This window comes from Rhizobium sp. Root1212 (assembly GCF_001424985.1).
GTDB lineage: Bacteria > Pseudomonadota > Alphaproteobacteria > Rhizobiales > Rhizobiaceae > Pararhizobium.
This window is the reverse complement of sequence record NZ_LMDA01000012.1, coordinates 237,025-255,861: the sequence shown is the minus strand read 5'-3', so window position 1 is coordinate 255,861 and position 18,837 is coordinate 237,025. Positions and strand designations below refer to the sequence as shown.

General features: G+C 61.7%; 16 protein-coding genes. 8 read left to right on the top strand and 8 right to left on the bottom strand.

What is annotated here, in order from left to right; all coding sequences use genetic code 11:
- The first annotated feature begins 270 nt into the window (after positions 1-270).
- From ASC86_RS13310 to ASC86_RS13295, 4 genes are all read left to right on the top strand, one after another.
- Positions 271-1,665 carry a circularly permuted type 2 ATP-grasp protein gene (locus ASC86_RS13310; RefSeq protein WP_056321666.1) on the top strand — a complete coding sequence of 465 codons (1,395 nt, stop codon included), beginning with the start codon at positions 271-273 and terminating at the stop codon, positions 1,663-1,665.
- 5 nt (positions 1,666-1,670) lie between these two features.
- The gene (locus ASC86_RS13305; protein ID WP_056322587.1) at positions 1,671-2,609 is read left to right on the top strand and encodes an alpha-E domain-containing protein; all 939 of its coding nucleotides are present in this window, start codon (positions 1,671-1,673) and stop codon (positions 2,607-2,609) included.
- 18 nt (positions 2,610-2,627) lie between these two features.
- Positions 2,628-3,452 carry a transglutaminase family protein gene (locus tag ASC86_RS13300; protein ID WP_056321664.1) on the top strand — a complete coding sequence of 275 codons (825 nt, stop codon included), beginning with the start codon at positions 2,628-2,630 and terminating at the stop codon, positions 3,450-3,452.
- A gap of 99 nt (positions 3,453-3,551) precedes the next feature.
- Complete coding sequence (locus tag ASC86_RS13295) at positions 3,552-4,430, top strand: DMT family transporter (RefSeq protein ID WP_056321662.1); 879 nt, start codon at positions 3,552-3,554, stop codon at positions 4,428-4,430.
- A 91-nt stretch (positions 4,431-4,521) separates the two neighbouring features.
- Here ASC86_RS13295 and araD read toward each other — a convergent pair whose 3' ends face one another.
- The 6 genes from araD to chvE all read right to left on the bottom strand — a co-directional run bounded on the left by araD (position 4,522) and on the right by chvE (position 12,922).
- Positions 4,522-6,261: an L-arabinonate dehydratase gene (gene araD / locus ASC86_RS13290; RefSeq protein WP_056321660.1), complete on the bottom strand. Its 1,740-nt coding sequence runs from the start codon at positions 6,259-6,261 to the stop codon at positions 4,522-4,524.
- A 53-nt stretch (positions 6,262-6,314) separates the two neighbouring features.
- Entirely contained in the window at positions 6,315-7,748 is a 1,434-nt protein-coding gene (locus ASC86_RS13285) for an aldehyde dehydrogenase family protein (protein WP_056321658.1), read from the bottom strand.
- Between the two features lie 69 nt (positions 7,749-7,817).
- Positions 7,818-8,810, bottom strand: coding sequence for an AraD1 family protein (araD1, locus tag ASC86_RS13280; RefSeq protein ID WP_056321655.1), 993 nt, complete (start codon positions 8,808-8,810; stop codon positions 7,818-7,820).
- 180 nt (positions 8,811-8,990) lie between these two features.
- Positions 8,991-10,196, bottom strand: coding sequence for a multiple monosaccharide ABC transporter permease (mmsB, locus tag ASC86_RS13275; RefSeq protein ID WP_056321652.1), 1,206 nt, complete (start codon positions 10,194-10,196; stop codon positions 8,991-8,993).
- Positions 10,196-11,731 (bottom strand): multiple monosaccharide ABC transporter ATP-binding protein, encoded by a 1,536-nt coding sequence (mmsA, locus tag ASC86_RS13270; protein ID WP_056321650.1) that lies wholly within the window; start codon positions 11,729-11,731, stop codon positions 10,196-10,198. Before mmsA ends, mmsB begins: the two co-directional genes overlap by 1 nt.
- Positions 11,732-11,851: 120 nt before the next feature.
- Entirely contained in the window at positions 11,852-12,922 is a 1,071-nt protein-coding gene (chvE, locus tag ASC86_RS13265; RefSeq protein WP_056321648.1) for a multiple monosaccharide ABC transporter substrate-binding protein, read from the bottom strand.
- Between the two features lie 281 nt (positions 12,923-13,203).
- On the opposite strand from chvE, the gene ASC86_RS13260 reads away from it, so the two are divergent.
- Together ASC86_RS13260 and ASC86_RS13255 are read left to right on the top strand one after the other, a co-directional pair.
- Complete coding sequence (locus tag ASC86_RS13260; protein ID WP_056321646.1) at positions 13,204-14,178, top strand: LysR family transcriptional regulator; 975 nt, start codon at positions 13,204-13,206, stop codon at positions 14,176-14,178.
- A 56-nt stretch (positions 14,179-14,234) separates the two neighbouring features.
- Positions 14,235-14,681: a hypothetical protein gene (locus ASC86_RS13255; RefSeq protein ID WP_056321643.1), complete on the top strand. Its 447-nt coding sequence runs from the start codon at positions 14,235-14,237 to the stop codon at positions 14,679-14,681.
- Between the two features lie 4 nt (positions 14,682-14,685).
- Here the strand turns inward: ASC86_RS13255 and ASC86_RS13250 are convergent, their stop codons facing one another.
- Positions 14,686-14,916, bottom strand: coding sequence for a hypothetical protein (locus ASC86_RS13250; protein ID WP_056321640.1), 231 nt, complete (start codon positions 14,914-14,916; stop codon positions 14,686-14,688).
- A gap of 205 nt (positions 14,917-15,121) precedes the next feature.
- Between ASC86_RS13250 and iolG the strand changes: the two genes are divergently transcribed.
- Positions 15,122-16,117 (top strand): inositol 2-dehydrogenase, encoded by a 996-nt coding sequence (gene iolG, locus ASC86_RS13245; RefSeq protein WP_056322584.1) that lies wholly within the window; start codon positions 15,122-15,124, stop codon positions 16,115-16,117.
- Positions 16,118-16,194: 77 nt separating this feature from the next.
- Here iolG and ASC86_RS13240 read toward each other — a convergent pair whose 3' ends face one another.
- Positions 16,195-17,418 carry an ROK family transcriptional regulator gene (locus tag ASC86_RS13240; protein ID WP_056321637.1) on the bottom strand — a complete coding sequence of 408 codons (1,224 nt, stop codon included), beginning with the start codon at positions 17,416-17,418 and terminating at the stop codon, positions 16,195-16,197.
- A gap of 230 nt (positions 17,419-17,648) precedes the next feature.
- Here ASC86_RS13240 and xylF point away from each other — a divergent pair, with 230 nt between their 5' ends.
- On the top strand, positions 17,649-18,686 hold the full coding sequence (gene xylF / locus ASC86_RS13235) for a D-xylose ABC transporter substrate-binding protein (protein WP_056321635.1): 1,038 nt from the start codon (positions 17,649-17,651) through the stop codon (positions 18,684-18,686).
- Positions 18,687-18,837: the final 151 nt, after the last annotated feature.

The following is an 18,837-nucleotide window of genomic DNA, read 5'->3' as shown; positions in this document are numbered from 1 at the left end:
TTTTTGGCCCGCAAAGCCGCTCAAAAAACGGGCGCGCCCGGAAAAGACCGCCGTGGCGATGCCGATAAAATCGGCAATTATGCGGCTTTATCAAATGACGGCACCGCAAAAACCGTGATGGAAATGCGCGGCGCGCTTCCACCAGCCTAAAAAACCGGCATATCTCTCCGAAAATTTCTTTTACCTGCTGCCAAGTATGCGCCTTGCATTGCTTTTCAGGTTGTACTCAAATGGCAAAAAAAGGGGAACAAAGAGTTGCCATTTGACGAAATGATGAATGCGGACAATAGCCCGCGCCAGCCATACACGACCTACAATGAATGGTATGCGAACCAGGACAGGGCCCGCCTGATCGCCAAATCGAAAGAGGCCGAAAACATATTCCGGAAAACCGGCATCACGTTCGCCGTCTACGGCCACGCCGACAGTTCCGAAAAGCTCATCCCCTTCGATCTCATTCCCCGCATCATCTCCGGCCGCGAATGGCGCCGCCTCGCCCAGGGCATCGAGCAGCGGGTGATCGCCCTCAACGCCTTCCTCGACGACATCTACCACAAGCAGGAGATCATCAAGGCCGGCCGCCTGCCGCGCGAGCTGATCGAGCGCAACGACGCCTTCCTGCCGCAGATGGTCGGCTTCCGTCCGCCGGGCGGCGTCTACACCCACATCGTCGGAACCGATATCGTGCGTACCGGCGAAGATCAGTTCTACGTTCTCGAAGACAATGCCCGCACGCCTTCCGGCGTCAGCTACATGCTGGAAAACCGGGAAACCATGATGCAGATGTTCCCGGAACTCTTCCATCAGAACCGGGTGCGACCGGTCGAGAACTATCCGAACCTGCTGCGCCACAGCCTCGCCTCCGTCGCGCCGCCCGGCTGCGACGGCAAACCGCGCATCGCCGTGCTCACCCCCGGCATCTACAATTCCGCCTATTACGAACACGCCTTCCTTGCGGACATGATGGGCGTGGAACTGGTCGAGGGCTCGGACCTGCGCGTCATCGACGGCAAGGTGAAGATGCGCACGACCCGCGGCTACGAGGCAATCGACGTGCTCTACCGCCGCGTCGACGACGACTATCTCGATCCCCTCACCTTCAAACCGGAATCGGCCCTCGGCATTCCGGGCATCATGGATGTCTACCGCGCCGGAAACATCACCATCGCCAATGCGCCGGGCACCGGCATCTGCGACGACAAGGCGATCTACTCCTACATGCCGGAGATCGTCGAGTTCTATACCGGCCGAAAGGCGCTGCTCGAAAACGTGCCGACCTGGCGCTGTTCGGAAGCAGACAGCCTGCAATACGTGCTCGACAACCTCGCCGACCTCGTCGTCAAGGAGGTCCACGGCTCCGGCGGCTACGGCATGCTGGTCGGCCCGACCGCCTCGAAGAAGGAGCGCACCGCCTTCGCCGAAAAGCTGAAGGCGCGCCCCGCCAACTACATCGCCCAGCCGACGCTGTCGCTTTCCACCGTGCCGATCCTCGTCAACAAGGGCATCGCGCCCCGCCACGTCGACCTTCGGCCCTACGTCCTCGTGTCCGACAAGGTGCAGATCATTCCCGGCGGCTTGACCCGCGTGGCCCTGAAGGCCGGCTCCCTGGTGGTGAATTCCAGCCAGGGCGGCGGCACCAAGGATACCTGGGTACTGGAGGACTGATGAGCATGCTTGGAAGAACAGCAAACGGCCTCTACTGGATGTTCCGCTACATCGAGCGGGCCGAGAACACCGCACGCCTCATCGATGCCGGCCTTCGCATGTCGCTGACTCGCACCGAAGCGAGCGAAGACGACTGGGACGGCGTGCTGCAAAGCTCCGGCATGCGGGAGGTCTACGATCAGGTCTACAAGAAGATTTCCAGCGCCGACGCGATCGATTTCCTGCTGCGCGACAAGGCCAATGCTTCGAGCGTGCTCTCCTGCATCGAAGCCGGCCGCAGCAATGCCCGCATGGTGCGCACGGCGCTGACCCGTGAAACCTGGGAAGCCGTCAACGAGTGTTATCTCGACGTGAAGGCGATCCTTGCGAGGCGGGTGAAAGCCACCGAACTGCCGAAGGTGATCGACACCATCAAGCAGCGCACCGGGCTGATCCGCGGCGCCTTCCACGGCACCATGCTGCGCGACGAGATCTTCAATTTCTGCTATATCGGCACCTTCCTCGAGCGTGCCGACAACACCGCCCGCATCCTCGACGTCAAATATTACGTGCTGCTGCCGGCCGTCTCCCAGGTCGGCTCGTCGATCGACAACGTGCAGTGGGAATCGATCCTGCGCTCGGTCTCGGCCCACCGCTCCTATGGCTGGGTCTATGACGCCGACTACAAAGCCGCCAACATCGCCGATTTCCTCATCCTCAACCGGCGCATGCCGCGCTCGCTCGCCTATTGCTACGATGAAATCGTCAATCATCTCGGCTACCTCGCCCGCGATTATGGCGAGCGGCATGCGGCCCACGAGACGGCGGAAAAGACCTTTGCCTCGTTGCGCAATCACTCGATCAAGGATGTGATGGACCAGGGCCTGCACGATTACATCGAGAATTTCATCAGCGATAACAACCGTCTGGGCCAGGAAATCTCCGACGGCTATCGTTTTTATTAGGTTTCGGAGGAGGGCTCCATGCGTCTGAAGATCAGCCACACCACCGAATACAGCTATGACGAACCGGTCACTTACGCCCTGCAGCGCCTGCGGCTGACCCCTTACAGCCAGCCCGGCCAGACCGTTCTATCCTGGGAAACCCGCGTCGATGGCGCCCGTCTGGAAGTCGGCTACGACGACCATTTCGGCAACCGCGTCCAGCTTGTCAGCGTCAACGCCGAGCAAAGCGCCATCCGCATCGTCGCCTCGGGCGAGGTCGAGACGGAAGACAAGGCTGGCGTCTACGGCGCGCATCAGGGTTATACGCCGCTCTGGCTTTACCTGCGCGAAACGCCTTTGACGAAAAAGACCAAGCCGATCCGCAATATGGCGAAATCGACCGAGGGCGACACCGATCTCGCCCGCATGCATCAGCTGATGGCCGTAATCCACGAGCGGGTGGAGTACAGGCCCGGCGAGACCGGCACGGAAACCACTGCCGAACAGGCACTGCAAAAGGGTAGCGGCGTCTGTCAGGACCACGCCCATATCCTGATCGCCGCCGCCCGCACGCTCGGCCTGCCCGCGCGTTATGTCTCCGGTTACCTGATGATGGAAGACCAGCCGGAACAGGCAGCCACCCACGCCTGGGCGGAAGTGCACCTCGCCGGCCTCGGCTGGGTCGGCTTCGACGTGGCCAACAAGATGTGCCCGGACGACCGCTACGTCCGCATCGCCTGCGGCCTCGACTATAAGGATGCAGCCCCGATCGCCGGCCTCGTGCATGGCTCGGTCAATGAGCAACTGAAGGTGGCGGTGACGGTCGAGAACCAGGGGCAAAGCCAGAGCCAGTCGCAGAGCTGAAGGCCTCCTGGCCGAAAGTACGGCCGAAGCCAAAGTTTCGCTAGGATGGCGGCTGCCTTCGTGGCATGACGGCTTCAAGTTCAGCTCGGCCGGCCTTCCATGTATCTATCCGAAATTCTCGCGCTTGCTGCCGCGACCTGCATTGCGGTCAGCGGCATGCTGGTCGGCGAAGTGAAGGGGCGCGTCAACGTCTTCCGGCTCGCCCGCTGGCAGATGATCGCCTCGTTCCTGATGACGGCGGCTGCGTCCGTCGCGATCGGTGGCTGGCGCACGCTTGAAGCTTGGCAACTCGGTTATCTCGGGGCTTCCAGCCTCTTCGGCATCGTGATCGCCACAACCACCTATTTTGCCGCGATCTATACCGCCGGCGCCCGCACCACCGCCCTGCTCTTCTCGCTCGCCTCGCCGTTCGCGCTGCTGCTCGGCTATCTCGTGCTCGGCGAAGCCATTGATACCAAGCAGGGTCTCGGCGTTCTCCTCGTCCTCGCCGGCATTGTTTTGGCCATCGGCATGCCGGCCGCAAAGACCGACACACCCGCAGCGACGATCCCGTGGGCCGGCATCGGGCTCGGCGTCATCACCGCCATCGGCCAGGCTCTCGGCAGCCTCTGCGCCCGCCCGGCCATGGCCGCGGGCGTCGAGCCCTTCACCGCCATGGCCGTACGCGCCGGCATTGCAGCCGTCGTATTTCTCGTAGCAACCCTGCTACCGGTCGCAGCACTCCGCGAAAAGACGTTCGTTAGCTGGGATGTGCGGCTGCTGGCGCTCGGCTCCGCCTTCTTCGGCACCGGTCTCGGCATGTCGCTGCTGATGGCGGCGCTTGCCCACGGCAATGTCGGCATCGTCTCGACCCTGTCGTCGATGACGCCGGTGATGATCCTGCCGATGGTCTGGGCGCGTACCGGCACCGCGCCTCCGAAAGCCGCGTGGATTGGGGCGGCGATGGCCGTGTGCGGCACGGCGCTGATCAGTCTGTAGTTTTGCGGCTATCGATCGGCTGCAGATCCCGGTTCCCAGCAGGCCAGAAACAAAAAAGGCGAGGTCTTCACCCCGCCTTTTGTTCAACCCGTCAGTGGCTGTCCTTGCCCACCGCGCTGCCGCGACAACCCTTGAGGAAGTCGAGGTCGGCGCCGGTGTCGGCACCCTGGACGTGCTGCTGGTGCAGCCAGGCATAGCCGGAGGTCGGCAGGTCGTGGTGCGGCTGCCATTCGGCCAGACGCCGCGCCAGTTCTTCCTCGGAAATATCGAGGTGCAGGCGGCGGTTCGGTACGTCGAGTTCGATCATGTCGCCATTCTTCACGACTGCCAGCGGCCCGCCGACGGCAGCTTCCGGCGAGGTGTGGAGAACGACGGTGCCGTAAGCTGTGCCGGACATGCGGGCGTCGGAGATGCGCACCATGTCGGTGATGCCCTTCTTCAGCACCTTGGGCGGAAGGCCCATGTTGCCGACTTCGGCCATGCCGGGATAGCCCTTCGGACCACAGTTCTTCATAACCATGACGCATGTCTCGTCGATGTCGAGATTGTCGTCGTTGATCTTCGCCTTGTAGTCGTCGATGTCTTCGAACACGACAGCGCGGCCACGATGTGTCAGAAGATGCGGAGACGCCGCAGACGGTTTCAGCACCGCCCCCTTCGGCGCGAGGTTGCCGCGAACCACGACGATGCCGCCCGACTGGGTCAGCGCCTTCTCGGCCGGCAGGATGACATCCTCGTTCCAGTTGACGACGTCCTTGACTTCATCCCAGACGCTTTCGCCGGAAACGGTGAGCGCGTCCTTGTGCAGCAGGCCGGCTTCGCCGAGCCGCTTCAGCACCACCGGCAGGCCGCCGGCATAGAAGAACTCTTCCATCAGATATTTGCCCGAGGGCATCAGGTTGACGATGGTCGGGACGTCGCGGCCGCAGCGGTCCCAGTCGTCCAGCGTCAGGTCGATGCCAACACGGCCGGCCATGGCGAGCAGGTGGATGACGGCATTGGTCGAGCCGCCGATAGCCGCGTTGGTACGGATGGCGTTTTCGAAGGCCTGCTTGGTCATGATGTCGGAGGGCTTCAGGTCATCCTTGACCATTTGCACGATGCGGCGGCCGGTGAGCTGCGCCATCACCTTGCGGCGCGAATCGACACCGGGGATCGCGGCATTGCCGGAAAGCGCCATACCGAGCGCTTCGGCCATGGAAGCCATGGTCGAGGCGGTGCCCATGGTGTTGCAGGTGCCGGAGGAACGGCTCATCGAAGCTTCCGCTTCGAGGAATTCTTCCTGCGTCATCTCGCCGGCCTTCACCATTTCGGAGAACTTCCACAGATGCGTGCCGGAGCCGACGCGTTCGCCACGGAAATAGCCGTTGAGCATTGGACCGCCGGTGACGACGATCGACGGCAGGTCGACGGAGGCAGCCGCCATGATCAGCGAAGGCGTGGTCTTGTCGCAACCGACCATCAGTACGCAACCGTCCATCGGTTGGCCCCGGATGGTTTCCTCGATCGCGAGTGCCGCAAGGTTGCGGTACATCATCGCGGTCGGGCGGAAGGTGTTTTCGGAGGCCGAGAAAACAGGCACTTCCATCGGGAAGCCGCCGGCTTCCCAGATACCGGCTTTCACCTTTTCAGCAAGCTCGCGCAGATGGCCGTTGCACGGCGTCATGTCTGACCAGGTGTTGAGGATGCCGATGACCGGGCGTCCGTCGAACAGGTCGTGCGGATACCCCTGGTTCTTCATCCAGCCCCGGTGATAGATCACGTCGCGACTGGTGCCGCCGTACCAATGCTGCGACCGCAGCTGCCGCGGCCATTGTGCTTTCTTGAACATTGCCTTGTCCTTTGACTTGCCGGACCGACGGAGCCGATCCGGCGAAAAATGCGTTATGCCAGCGTGTACGCGGTCTTGACGGTGGTGAAGAATTCGGCAGCGTACTTGCCCTGCTCGCGCGAGCCGAAGGACGATGCCTTACGGCCGCCGAACGGCACGTGGAAATCGACGCCCGCCGTCGGCAGGTTGACCATCACCATGCCGGCTTCGGAATTGCGCTTGAAATGCGTCGCATGCTTGAGACTGGTCGTGGCGATGCCCGCCGACAGGCCGAACGGCGTGTCGTTGGCAACGCTGAGTGCTTCCTCGTAATCCTTGACACGGATGACGGAAGCGACCGGCCCGAAGATTTCCTCGCGGCTGATGCGCATCTGGTTGGTGGCTTCGGTAAACAGCGTCGGCTGCAGATAGAAGCCCGGATTTTCGCGGCTGATCGTCTCGCCGCCGAAGGCGAGCTTGGCGCCTTCCTTTTTGCCGATCTCGATATAGTCGGTGTCGGTGGCCAGTTGGCGCTCGTCGACGACCGGGCCGATATGGGTGCCGGTCTTCAGCGCGTCGTCCACCACCAGGGTCTTCAGCTTCTCGGTGAGGGCCGCAACGAACTTATCGTGGATGCCTTCGGTAACGATCAGGCGCGAGGAGGCGGTACAGCGCTGGCCGGTCGAGAAGAAGCCGGAATTGGCGGCGGCTTCGACGGCAACCGTGAGGTCGGCGTCATCAAGAACGACCATCGGGTTCTTGCCGCCCATTTCCAGCTGGAACTTGCGGTTATGTTCGATCGAGGCGGCGGCGACACGTTTTCCCGTGCCCGTCGAGCCGGTAAAGGTGATGGCGGAGAGATCGGGACTGTCGAGCATCGCCTGACCAACGACCGAGCCCTTGCCCATGACGAGGTTCAGCACGCCCTTCGGCAGACCGGCGCGATGAAGGATATCGACGATGGCATGGGCGCAGCCCGGAACGAGTTCCGCCGGCTTGAAGACGACAGTGTTGCCGTAGCAGAGCGCCGGCGCGATCTTCCAGGCCGGAATAGCGATCGGGAAGTTCCACGGCGTGATAATGCCGACGACGCCGACGGCCTCGCGGGTGATCTCGACGCCGATGTTCGGACGCACCGAAGGCAATACCTCGCCGGAAAGACGCAAGGTTTCGCCGGCGAAGAAATCGAAGATCTGGCCGGCGCGGGTAACTTCGCCGATGGCCTCCGGCAGGGTCTTGCCCTCTTCGCGGGCGAGCAACCGGCCAAGTTCTTCCTTGCGGGCCATGATCTCGTCGGAGGTCTTCTTCAGGATCGCATGGCGTTCCAGAATGCCCGAGCGCGACCAGGCCGGGAATGCGGCCTTGGCGGCGGCGATGGCGATCTTGACGTCGTCGGCCGAGGCGCGAGCGTAGAGGCCGACCACCTCGTTCGTGTTCGACGGGTTGATATTTTCAACGCCGTCGCCGCCAACCCATTCGCCGGCAATCAGGTTCTGATGAAGTGTCATGGGCCTATGCCCTCCTTGAGTTCGAGCGTGGCCGCCACCGCGGCCATCGCCGGAAACGATCCGCCAGCTTCAGAGCTGGCCGATCACGATTTCGTCTTCGCCGGCAAGCGCCAGCGTGTTGCGCAACGGCAGACCGAATTCGCCCGCTTCGATTTCGAAGATATCGCCGGCTTCGGTCTTGAAGCCGTCGCCGAAGGACAGCGTCGCCGTACCGAACATATGGACATGCACATCGCCCGGCGCACGGAAAAGGCCATACTTGAAATGATGGTACTCAAGATTGGCGAAGGTATGGGACATATTCGTTTCGCCGGACAGAAACGGCTTTTCCCAGACGATCTTGCCATCGCGGATGATGCGGGAAGCGCCGCGAATATCGGCCGGCGCCTCGCCGACACGGATTTCCGGGCCGAAGCTTGCCGGGCGCAGCTTCGAATGGGCGAGATAGAGATAGTTCACGCGCTCGGTCACATGGTCCGAAAACTCGTTGGCAACGGCAAAACCGATGCGAAACGGGGCGCCCTTGTCGGAGATGACATAAATGCCGGCCATTTCCGGCTCCTCGCCGCCGTCCTCGGCGAACGACGGAGAGACAAGATCACCACCCGGCGCGACCGACTGCGTGCCGTTGCCCTTGTAAAACCATTCAGGCTGTACGCCCTTCTCGCCGGGCTTTGGCTTGCCGCCTTCAAGGCCCATCTTGAACATCTTCATCGTGTCGGTCGCGCCTTCCTCGACCTTGGAGACGGCAGCGTGCATGGCATCGCGCGTCGCGGCGGAGCCGAGATGGGTGAGACCCGTGCCGGTCAGGTGCAGATGGGCCGGATCGGGATGGGTGATCGGCGGCAGGAACTGGCCCTTGGCATAGGCATCCTTGATATCGACGACGTCGCCGAGCCCTTTTTCCTCGATCACGCTCTTCAGCGAGCGGCCGGAATTGGCGGCTTCCATGGCAAGCGCGTGGACGCTTTGAGCGCCCTTCACCACCCGCGCCGGCGCACCTTCTTCACGAACGGCAACCGTGATCGAACCATCGGCGTTCTTGATCTGGGAAATCAGCACAATCCTGTCCTTTTCTTAAACACGCCCCGGCGCCAGTCGAGGAAACGGCGCGGGGGGCGAGAGGGCCGCGGCCCTCGCGATGCGGCGAAACAGCTGCCGCGTTACAGTCGAATTTCGATACAGGTTCCCCTTGTCTGCGCGGCAACCGCCGCGCAGACCGGGTCCTGCTGTCGATAAAGCTCAGCCCTTGTTCTTGTTGTAGACGTCGAAGAACACGGCCGCGAGCAGCACCAGACCCTTGACGAGCTGCTGGTAATCGATGCCGAGGCCCATGATCGACATGCCGTTGTTCATGACGCCCATGATGAAGGCGCCGATGACCGCACCGGTGATCTTGCCGACACCGCCGGAAGCCGAAGCGCCGCCGATGAAGCAGGCCGCGATGACGTCCAGCTCGAAGCCGACGCCCGCCTTCGGGGTTGCCGAGTTGAGGCGCGCCGCGATGATCATGCCCGCCAGAGCCGCCAGCACACCCATGTTGACGAAGGTGTAGAAGGTCAGGCGCTCGGTGTTGATGCCCGAGAGTTTTGCCGCCTTCTCGTTGCCGCCCATCGCATAGATGCGACGGCCGATGGTCGAGCGGGTCGTGACGAAGGTGTAGAGCGCGATCAGAAGCCCCATGACCACCAGAACGTTCGGGAAGCCCTTGTAGGTCGAGAGCTGGTAGCCGAGGAAGATGGCGACGACGGCGATGATGCCCATCTGCGCCGCGAAGAAGGCGAAGGGCTCGTTTTCCGTGCCGTGCCTATCGTTTTCCGCACGGTTCTTCAGGCCGTAATAGACCGCAAGCACCACCAGAACGACGACGACGACCAGTGAGAAAAGGTTGGTGATCGTCTCCGGCATCGGATTGATGAAGGAAAGGAAGTCCGGGACGAAACCGGTCGATAGCGACTGGAAATCCTTCGGGAACGGGCCGATCGGGCGGTTCTCGAGGATCAGGTAAGTCAGGCCGCGGAAGACGAGCATGCCGGCCAACGTCACGATGAATGCCGGAATCTTCTGGTAGGCGACCCAATAACCCTGCGCCGCGCCGACAAGGCCGCCGAGGACGAGGCAAAGCGGCACGACGATCGAGAAATGAATGCCCCATTTGACCAGCATGATCGCCGAAAGACCACCGGTGAAGGCGACGATCGAGCCGACCGAGAGATCGATATGCCCGGCGACGATGATCAGCAGCATGCCCAGCGCCATGATGACGATGAACGAGTTCTGCAGGATGAGATTGGTGAGGTTGACGGGCCGGAACAGCACGCCGCCGGTCAGCACCTGGAAGAACACCATGATGACGACGAGTGCGACGAGCAGACCATATTCGCGGATGTTGGCGCGAAGATATTCGCCGATCGACTGCGTGGACTGGGTGGTGGTTTCTGTGACCATTAGTGCTTCTCCCCCGAGCGCATGATGGCGCGCATGATGGACTCCTGGCTTGCTTCTGCCTTGGAAAGCTCCGCGACGATGCGCCCTTCGTTCATGACGTAGATGCGGTCGCAGGTTCCCAGAAGCTCCGGCATCTCCGACGAGATCATGAGGATGCCTTTGCCCTCTGCGGCAAGCTGATTGATGATGGTGTAGATTTCATATTTCGCGCCGACATCGATGCCGCGCGTCGGCTCGTCGAGGATCAGCACTTCCGGATTTGTGAACAGCCACTTCGACAGCACCACCTTCTGCTGGTTGCCGCCGGAGAGGTTGACCGTTTCCTGATAGATCGAGTGCGAGCGGATACGCAGCTTCTGACGATAGTCCGAAGCGACGCGGCGCTCCTCGTGATCGTTGATCACACCTGCGGACGATACGGCTTCGAGGTTCGAAAGCGTCGTGTTGTGCAGGATGTTGTCGATCAGCACGAGGCCGAGATGCTTGCGGTCTTCCGTCACGTAGGCAAGACCGGCATCGATCGCCTTCGGGATCGTGCTGACGTCGACCGGCTTGCCGTGCATGAAGACATCGCCGGTGATCTTGTGCCCCCAGGACTTGCCGAAGATGCTCATGGCCGTCTCGGTCCGGCCGGCGCCCATCAGGCCCGCGATGCCGACGACTTCGCCGGCCCGGACGTTGAAGTTCACGTCGTGCAGGAACTGGCGGTCGCGGTGCTGCTGGTGGAAGACGTTCCAGTTCTTCACCTCGAGCAGCGTCTCGCCGATCTTGGGTTCGCGCGGCGGGTAGCGGTCTTCCATGTCGCGGCCGACCATGCCCTTGATGATGCGGTCTTCGCTGATGTCCTCGTTATGACAGTCGAGCGTTTCGACCGTGCCGCCATCGCGCAGGATGGTGATCTTGTCGGCGACCTTTTTGATCTCGTTCAGCTTGTGCGAGATGATGATCGAGGTCATGCCCTGCTTGCGGAATTCCATGAGCAGCTTCAAAAGCGCGTCGCTATCCGTTTCGTTGAGCGAGGCGGTCGGTTCGTCGAGGATCAGCAGGCGGACCTTCTTCGACAGCGCCTTGGCGATTTCCACAAGCTGCTGCTTGCCGACGCCGATATCGGTGATCAGCGTTGCCGGCGGCTCCTTGAGGCCGACCTTGGCGAGCAGTTCCTTGGTGCGCGCGAATGTCTGCTTCCAGTTGATCACGCCCTTTTCGGCGATCTCGTTGCCGAGATAGATGTTCTCGGCGATCGAGAGCAGCGGAACGAGCGCGAGTTCCTGGTGAATGATGATAATGCCGATGTGTTCGCTGTCGGAGATCGTCCTGAACTGGCGAAGTTCGCCGGCATAGTGGATCTCGCCCTCATAGCTTCCGGCGGGATAGACGCCGCTCAGCACCTTCATCAGCGTTGATTTGCCGGCACCGTTTTCGCCGACAAGAGCGTGAATTTCGCCTTCGCGGACCTTGAAGCTGACATTGTCCAGAGCCTTGACGCCCGGAAACGTCTTGGTGATGCTCCGCATTTCGAGAATGATATTGTCCATGTTCAGGCATTCCAGCGGGGGTCTGTGGACATGATGAGGCCAGACCGGCCGTCAGTGCAAGCTCCCTCATCACGAGAAAGGGTCCGCGATATCTCGCGGACCCCGATGAACGGGAAAGGATCAGTTGTTGATCTGGTCTTCCGTGTAGTAACCGGCGCCGACCAGGATGTCCTTGGCGTTGGTCTTGTCGACGGCAACCGGCTTCAGGAGGTACGACGGAACGACCTTGACGCCGTTGTCGTAGGTCTTGGTGTCGTTGACTTCCGGCTCCTTGCCGCCGAGGATCGCGTCGGTCATGGTGACGGCGACCTTGGCGAGTTCGCGGGTGTCCTTGAACACGGTCGAGTACTGTTCGTCAGCGAGGATCGACTTGACCGACGGCAGTTCCGCGTCCTGACCGGTAACGATCGGCATCTTCAGGTCGCCCGAGCCGTAGCCGACGCCCTTCAGAGCAGACAGGATGCCGATGGAGAGGCCATCATAGGGCGACAGAACGCCATTGACCTGGGCATCGGTGTAGGTCGAGGAGAGCAGGTTTTCCATGCGGGCCTGAGCAACGGCACCGTCCCAACGCAGCGTACCGACCTGGTCCATGCCCTGCTGGCCGGACTTGATCACGATGTCGCCGCTGTCGACGAGCGGCTTCAGGACAGACATGGCGCCATCGTAGAAGAAGAAGGCGTTGTTGTCGTCCGGCGAGCCGCCGAAGAGTTCGACGTTCCACGGCTTGACGCCGGCGAAGTTCTTCTTCAGGCCTTCGACGAGGCTGGTGGCCTGCAGAACGCCGACCTGGAAGTTGTCGAAGGTGGCGTAATAGTCGACATTGCCCGAATCGCGGATCAGGCGGTCATAGGCGATGACCTTGACGCCGGCGTCATGTGCCTTTGCCAGGATGTCGGAGAGCGTCGTGCCGTCGATGGCGCCGATGATCAGGACCTTGGCGCCCTTGGTGACCATGTTTTCGATCTGGGCGAGCTGGTTCGGAATGTCGTCGTCAGCAAACTGAAGGTCCGGTGCATAGCCGGCTTCCTTGAACAGTTTTTCCATGGTCTCGCCGTCGGAAATCCAGCGGGTCGAGGTCTTGGTCGGCATCGAGATACCGACGACGCCCTTGTCCTGGGCAAAAGCCGGCATCGCGAAGGACGCGACGCTAAGCGCAGCGGCCGCGAGAAGCGAAGTTACAAATTTCATACGATCTCTCCCTGAGTGTTGAACCAGACCGGACCGTCGGGACCGGCCTGCCATGTGCAGCGCATCGCGTCCGGGGGCGGATGCCCTCGGTGGAGGCTGAAGGATGAAAGAAAGCCCTCCCAGGCCTTGCACTCTCCCGCGCGCGCTGACGCACATGGCGGCAAACTGGAATCATTCGACATAACTGTCAAATACAATATTATGCTGCAGACATATCAGAACTGGTATATTAACCATCAACAGTGTGATTTTTGCGGAAAGGCGAAACCGTGGATAAACCTTTGGACGCGGATGGCATCGGCACGAGCCCGCTCGACTACTCCGAAAAGGGGATCGTCCGTTCGGGCCTGAAGATGAATCACCTGCAATTGATTCTCGCGATCGAGGATCACAAGCAGATCAGCGCCGCGGCTCAAGCCCTGAACATTTCCCAGCCGGCCGCCTCCCGCCTGCTTGGCGAAATCGAATCCATCCTCAAAGTGCCGCTCTGCGCGCGGGCGGCGCGCGGCGTCGAACTCACCCAGTATGGCGAGGCATTGGCACGGCGGGCGCGCACCATCTTCCTCGAACTGCGCGAAACCGCACGCGAAATCACCGAGCTGAAGACCGGCAGCGGCGGCTCGGTGTCGATCGGCTCTGTTACCGGCCCTGCCCTCAAACTTGCCGTTCCCGCCATTCGCCAGGTTTCGGCCGCCTATCCCGGCATCGAGATCAACATCCAGATCGAAAACAGCAACGTGCTGGTGCGCGAGCTTCTGGCCGCCCGCCACGATTTCGTGCTTGGGCGCATTCCCGACGACCAGAACCGGCGGCTGTTCAATTTCGTCGAGATCGGCGCGGAGGACGTCTGCCTGATCGTGCGCGAGGGCCACCCGATTCTGGAAAAAACCCAGGTCCAGCTCTCCGAACTGCCGCTCTACGACTGGGTGTTCCAGCCGCCCGGAACGCTTCTGCGCCGATCGATGGAAGACAGCTTTCTCAGCGCCGGCATTCCGCTGCCGGCGACGATCATCAACACATCGTCGATCATCCTGACCATCTCCATCGTACGCAACACAAATGCGGTCGCCGCCGTGGCGCGCGACGTGGCGACGCTGATTTCAGACAATGGGACCGAGGCCGGCGCCATCCGCATCCTGCCGGCAACCTTCGGCATTTCGATGCGGCCCTACGGTCTGATCACCGCCCGCGGCCGCGACCTGCCACCCAGCGCGCGCCTGCTTTACGACCTCATCCTCAAACAAAGCATGGCCTGACCAGCCTCGCATAATCCTGCTGTGCCTATAGCTGGGCGGCGACACGAGGAAGTACGATGTTCAGGATGTCGGTTTTCCAGTCCGTGCTGGAACGCCTGAAAGACGAAGAGATCGAGCCGGCGGAGGAACCCGCTGTCGCCGGCGGCATCTCGACGCCCTTTGTCGGCAACCTCAATGCAGCCGGCGGCTTCGCCTCTACCATGGTGTTCGATGCCTACCGGGAGACAGCCGGCGAAGACATGCTGCGCCCGCCGCCACCGCCGCCGCCGCCGCCGAAACCGGTCATGCCGGATCATCTGCATCGCATCAAGCCGGAGGAGATCGCCGAGGACATCGCGCTGGGCGAGCACGAGACCGTGCTCTCATTGACGGAAAAGCGCCGTCGTTTCGCTGCGGAAAACCACCCGGATCGCCACCCACCGGATTTTCGAGCCAATGCGACTTTGCGCATGAAGATCGCCAATATGCTGATCGACGAGGCTCTGCGGCGGCTGAAGCGATAGAACCTCAGGTCGCGTCTTCGGAGGCCGTCTTTTCCGGCTCTTCAATCGGCTTTGGTTTGTAGAAGATTATGAGCGAACAGGCGGCATAGGCGCCGGCAGCCAGAAAGATGAAGCCCCAGGTCGCCTGACCGTTGTAGAATTCGACACCGGTCCACGCCGCACAGAACAGCACGATCAGCAACCGCCGCCACAGCGGCCGATAGAACGGATGGTTCACATCAATGAAATTGGTCACGGCTTCGCCTCCCGTCGTTGCGCATCGCGCGTTGCTCAAGCCTTATGGGGATATTTTACGCCGCCGCAAGAGCGGGCAAGCGTCAGCGCTTGACGCCTTCTCCGAAAATGGAATAAAAATTCCGAAATAGGAAAACGTTGCCGTTTCATTCCGAAACCGATCCATCCCAGTGCGGCGCTCCGCCCCGTCAATGAAAGAGACCCTCATGACCGTCAGATTTGCTCTTCTCGGCGCAGGCCGCATCGGAAAAGTCCATGCCAAGGCCGTCAGCGGCAATCCCGATGCCGTTCTCGTCGCCGTCGCCGACGCCATGCCGGCCGCCGCCGAGGCGCTGGCAAAGGAGTATGGTTGCGACGTACGGACCATCGAGGCGATCGAAAAGGCCGGCGACATCGACGCCGTCGTCATTTGCACGCCGACCGACACCCATGCCGATCTCATCGAACGCTTCGCCCGCGCCGGCAAGGCGATCTTCTGCGAAAAGCCCGTCGATCTCAACGTCAACCGCGTGCGCGAATGCCTGAAGGTTGTCGAGGAAACCAAGGGCAAGCTGATGGTCGGCTTCAACCGCCGCTTCGACCCGCATTTCATGGCCGTGCGCAAGGCGATCGACGACGGCGCCATCGGCACCGTCGAAATGGTGACGATCACCTCGCGCGATCCCGGCGCACCGCCGGTCGATTACATCAAGCGTTCCGGCGGTATCTTCCGCGACATGACCATCCATGATTTCGACATGGCCCGCTTCCTGCTCGGCGAAGAGCCGGTGGCCGTCACGGCGCATGCCTCCGTGCTGGTCGATCCGGACATCGGCAAGGCCGGTGATTTCGACAGCGTTTCGGTGATTCTCGAAACCGCAAGCGGCAGGCAGGCCGTCATCTCCAACTCCCGCCGCACCACCTATGGCTACGACCAGCGCATCGAAGTGCACGGCTCCAAGGGCATGGTCGCCGCCGAAAACCAGCGCGCCGTCTCGATCGAGATCGCCAACGGCCAGGGCTACACCCGCCCGCCACTGCATGATTTCTTCATGACCCGCTACACCGAAGCCTATGCCAACGAGATCGCAAGCTTCATCGCGGCGATTGAAAAGGGCGCGGTGATCACGCCCGATGGCAAGGATGGCCTTGCGGCGCTGGCGCTGGCCGATGCCGCGGTGCGCTCGGTCGCCGAGAAGCGACAGGTGCGCGTCGAGGGCTGATTGGCTGCTTGACTCGGCCGCTGCCAATTGCTCCCCCTTCTCCCCGCCGAGGGGAGAAGGGAAACCGCCGCCTTCTTTTACGACCCGCTCGAAACCTTGGTCATGACGATATCCTGATCCGCATCCGTCAATGCCCGGTCGAGATGCCCTTCGAACACAAGGCTCTGCTCGTCGGAATTCACGGAAATCTCCGGCATGCCCTGAAGCCGCACCGCATGGGACTGGGCCAGCCCCTCATCGATGCCGCGCTGCAGGAGATCGAAAAACCGGGTCCCCGGCCCGGTGATGTGGATCGGCATGCGCTCATAAAAGCTCATGAGACGTGACAGACCGTTGCCGAGCGCCACGCCGGCCTGGCGGAAGGCATATTCGGCCATGCGGTTTCCCTGCCGGGCGCTCGCCGCGATCTTCTCCATCTCCGCCAGCGGCACGAATTTCGCCGGGATCGTATCCGGCGGCACCTGGAAGGCCGAACGCAGGATGCCGTAGAAGCCCGCCGACGCCTCGATGCAACCATAGGAGCCGCAGCGGCAAAGGCCGCCCTGCGGACTGTGCAGCATGTGTCCGAAATTGGGGGCGGTGACTTCAAGCTCCCCCTGCCGGTTGCGTCGGGCGATGCCGAGCCCGACACTGTGACCGAGCGACAGCGCCGCCAGCGCTTGAAAGCGGCTCTCCGGCGCCTTCTCCGCCTTCAGTGCCAGCGCCTGGGCGACGAGCAGCGTCTCGTTGTTGAGCGAGATCTTGGCCCGCCATTCCGGCTGCAACAGGGCGCTGAAATCGAACTGCCGGCTGCCGAACAGCGGCGACCAGAGCAGCGTCGGAGCTGCCGCATCGACGGTGCCCTTGCTGCTGATCGAAATCGCCAGCACCGCATTCCGGTCGATCTGCGAGCGCGACGCCAGCCGTGACAGCGCATCCTTGACCTCCCCCGGAAAGGCATCCGCCCCGCCCGACCCGTGATTGCGCGCCTCTTCGAAGCGATCGATCAGCCGGCCGCTGTAATCCACCAGCGAATACTGCACCGTATCGGAGGAAATACGCATGGCTATAAGGTAGCCACAATCGCGCCGCTGCGAAAACAGCACGCGCGGCCGCCCGCGACCGCCATGGCCCTGCTGCTCTTTCTTTTCGAGCACCCCTGCCCGCTCGAGATCGGCGGTGATGGCCGAGACGGTGCCCGAGGCAAGGCCCGTTTTCGCGGCGATTTCCGTATGGGAGGCCGCACCGAACCGGCGAAGCGCCGAAAGCACGAGCACACTGTTCTGCTGACGCACCAGCTCGGTGCTGAATTTCGTCAGCATTTCAGCTCCTTATTCAATTCTAATCGAAGAAACACATGCCCTCCCAAGCATCTGTTTGCAAGCCTGCCGGAGCACCGGGAATGCCGTGTTGACAGCTTATGAAAACTCTGACATTTATTTTCTCGACTGTCGAGAAAAAACCTTTTGCGGTTTGCGACAGCATGTTGTGCTGACCGGGGGCCGGGCGGGAGGTTCGCTCGGGCGGTCGGCAAGTCACTTGGGAGGACTTTATGAAATCAGTTCTGAAACTGATGGCCGGCGTTGCCATCATCACGTCCATGCACACTGCTGTCATGGCGAAGGACCTCGTCGTCGGCGTATCCTGGTCGAACTTCCAGGAAGAGCGCTGGAAAACCGACGAAGCCGCCATCAAGGCAGCGCTGGAAGCCTCCGGCGACAAGTACATTTCCGCTGACGCCCAGTCGTCTGCCGCAAAGCAGCTGACGGACGTTGAATCGCTGATCTCGCAGGGTGCGAACGCCCTCATCGTTCTCGCCCAGGATTCGGACGCCATCGGCCCGGCCATCGAAAAGGCTGCCGCCGAAGGCATTCCGGTCGTCGGCTACGACCGCCTGATCGAAAACCCGGCGGCCTTCTACATCACCTTCGACAACAAGGAAGTCGGCCGCATGCAGGCCCGCGAAGTGTTCAAGGTGAAGCCGGAAGGCAACTATGTCTTCATCAAGGGCTCGTCGTCCGATCCGAACGCCGACTTCCTCTTCGCAGGTCAGCAGGAAGTGCTGAAGGAAGCCATCGACGCCGGCAAGATCAAGAATGTCGGCGAAGCCTACACCGACGGCTGGAAGCCGGAAAACGCCCAGAAGAACATGGAACAGTTCCTGACGGCCAACGACAACAAGGTCGATGCCGTCGTTGCCTCGAACGACGGCACCGCCGGCGGCGCAATCGCAGCTCTGGACGCCCAGGGTCTTGCAGGCTCCGTTCCGGTCTCGGGCCAGGACGCCGACAAGGCAGCCCTGAACCGCGTCGCTCTCGGCACGCAGACGGTTTCCGTCTGGAAGGATAGCCGTGAACTCGGCAAGCGCGCTGCTGAAATCGCAGCCACGCTCGCCGGCGGCAAGACCATGGACGAAATCGAAGGCGTCACCACCTTCAACGGCGGCCCGAAGGGCGTCGAAATGAAGTCGGTGTTCCTCGCTCCGCTGCCGATTACCAAGGACAACCTGAACGTCGTCATCGACGCGGGCTGGATCTCCAAGGAAGAAGCATGCGCCGGCGTCAAGGGCGACGTCGCAGCCTGCAAGTAAACATGGCCGTCCGCCACTGACGGTCCGACCTCAAAAGAACGCCGCAGCGGTCGTCGCTGCGGCGTTCTTGCCGAGGTTAGGCCGCAACAGTGGACAGTGATATTATCGACGACTGCACCTGCGGTGCAAAAACAAGAACAAGTGGGGGGAA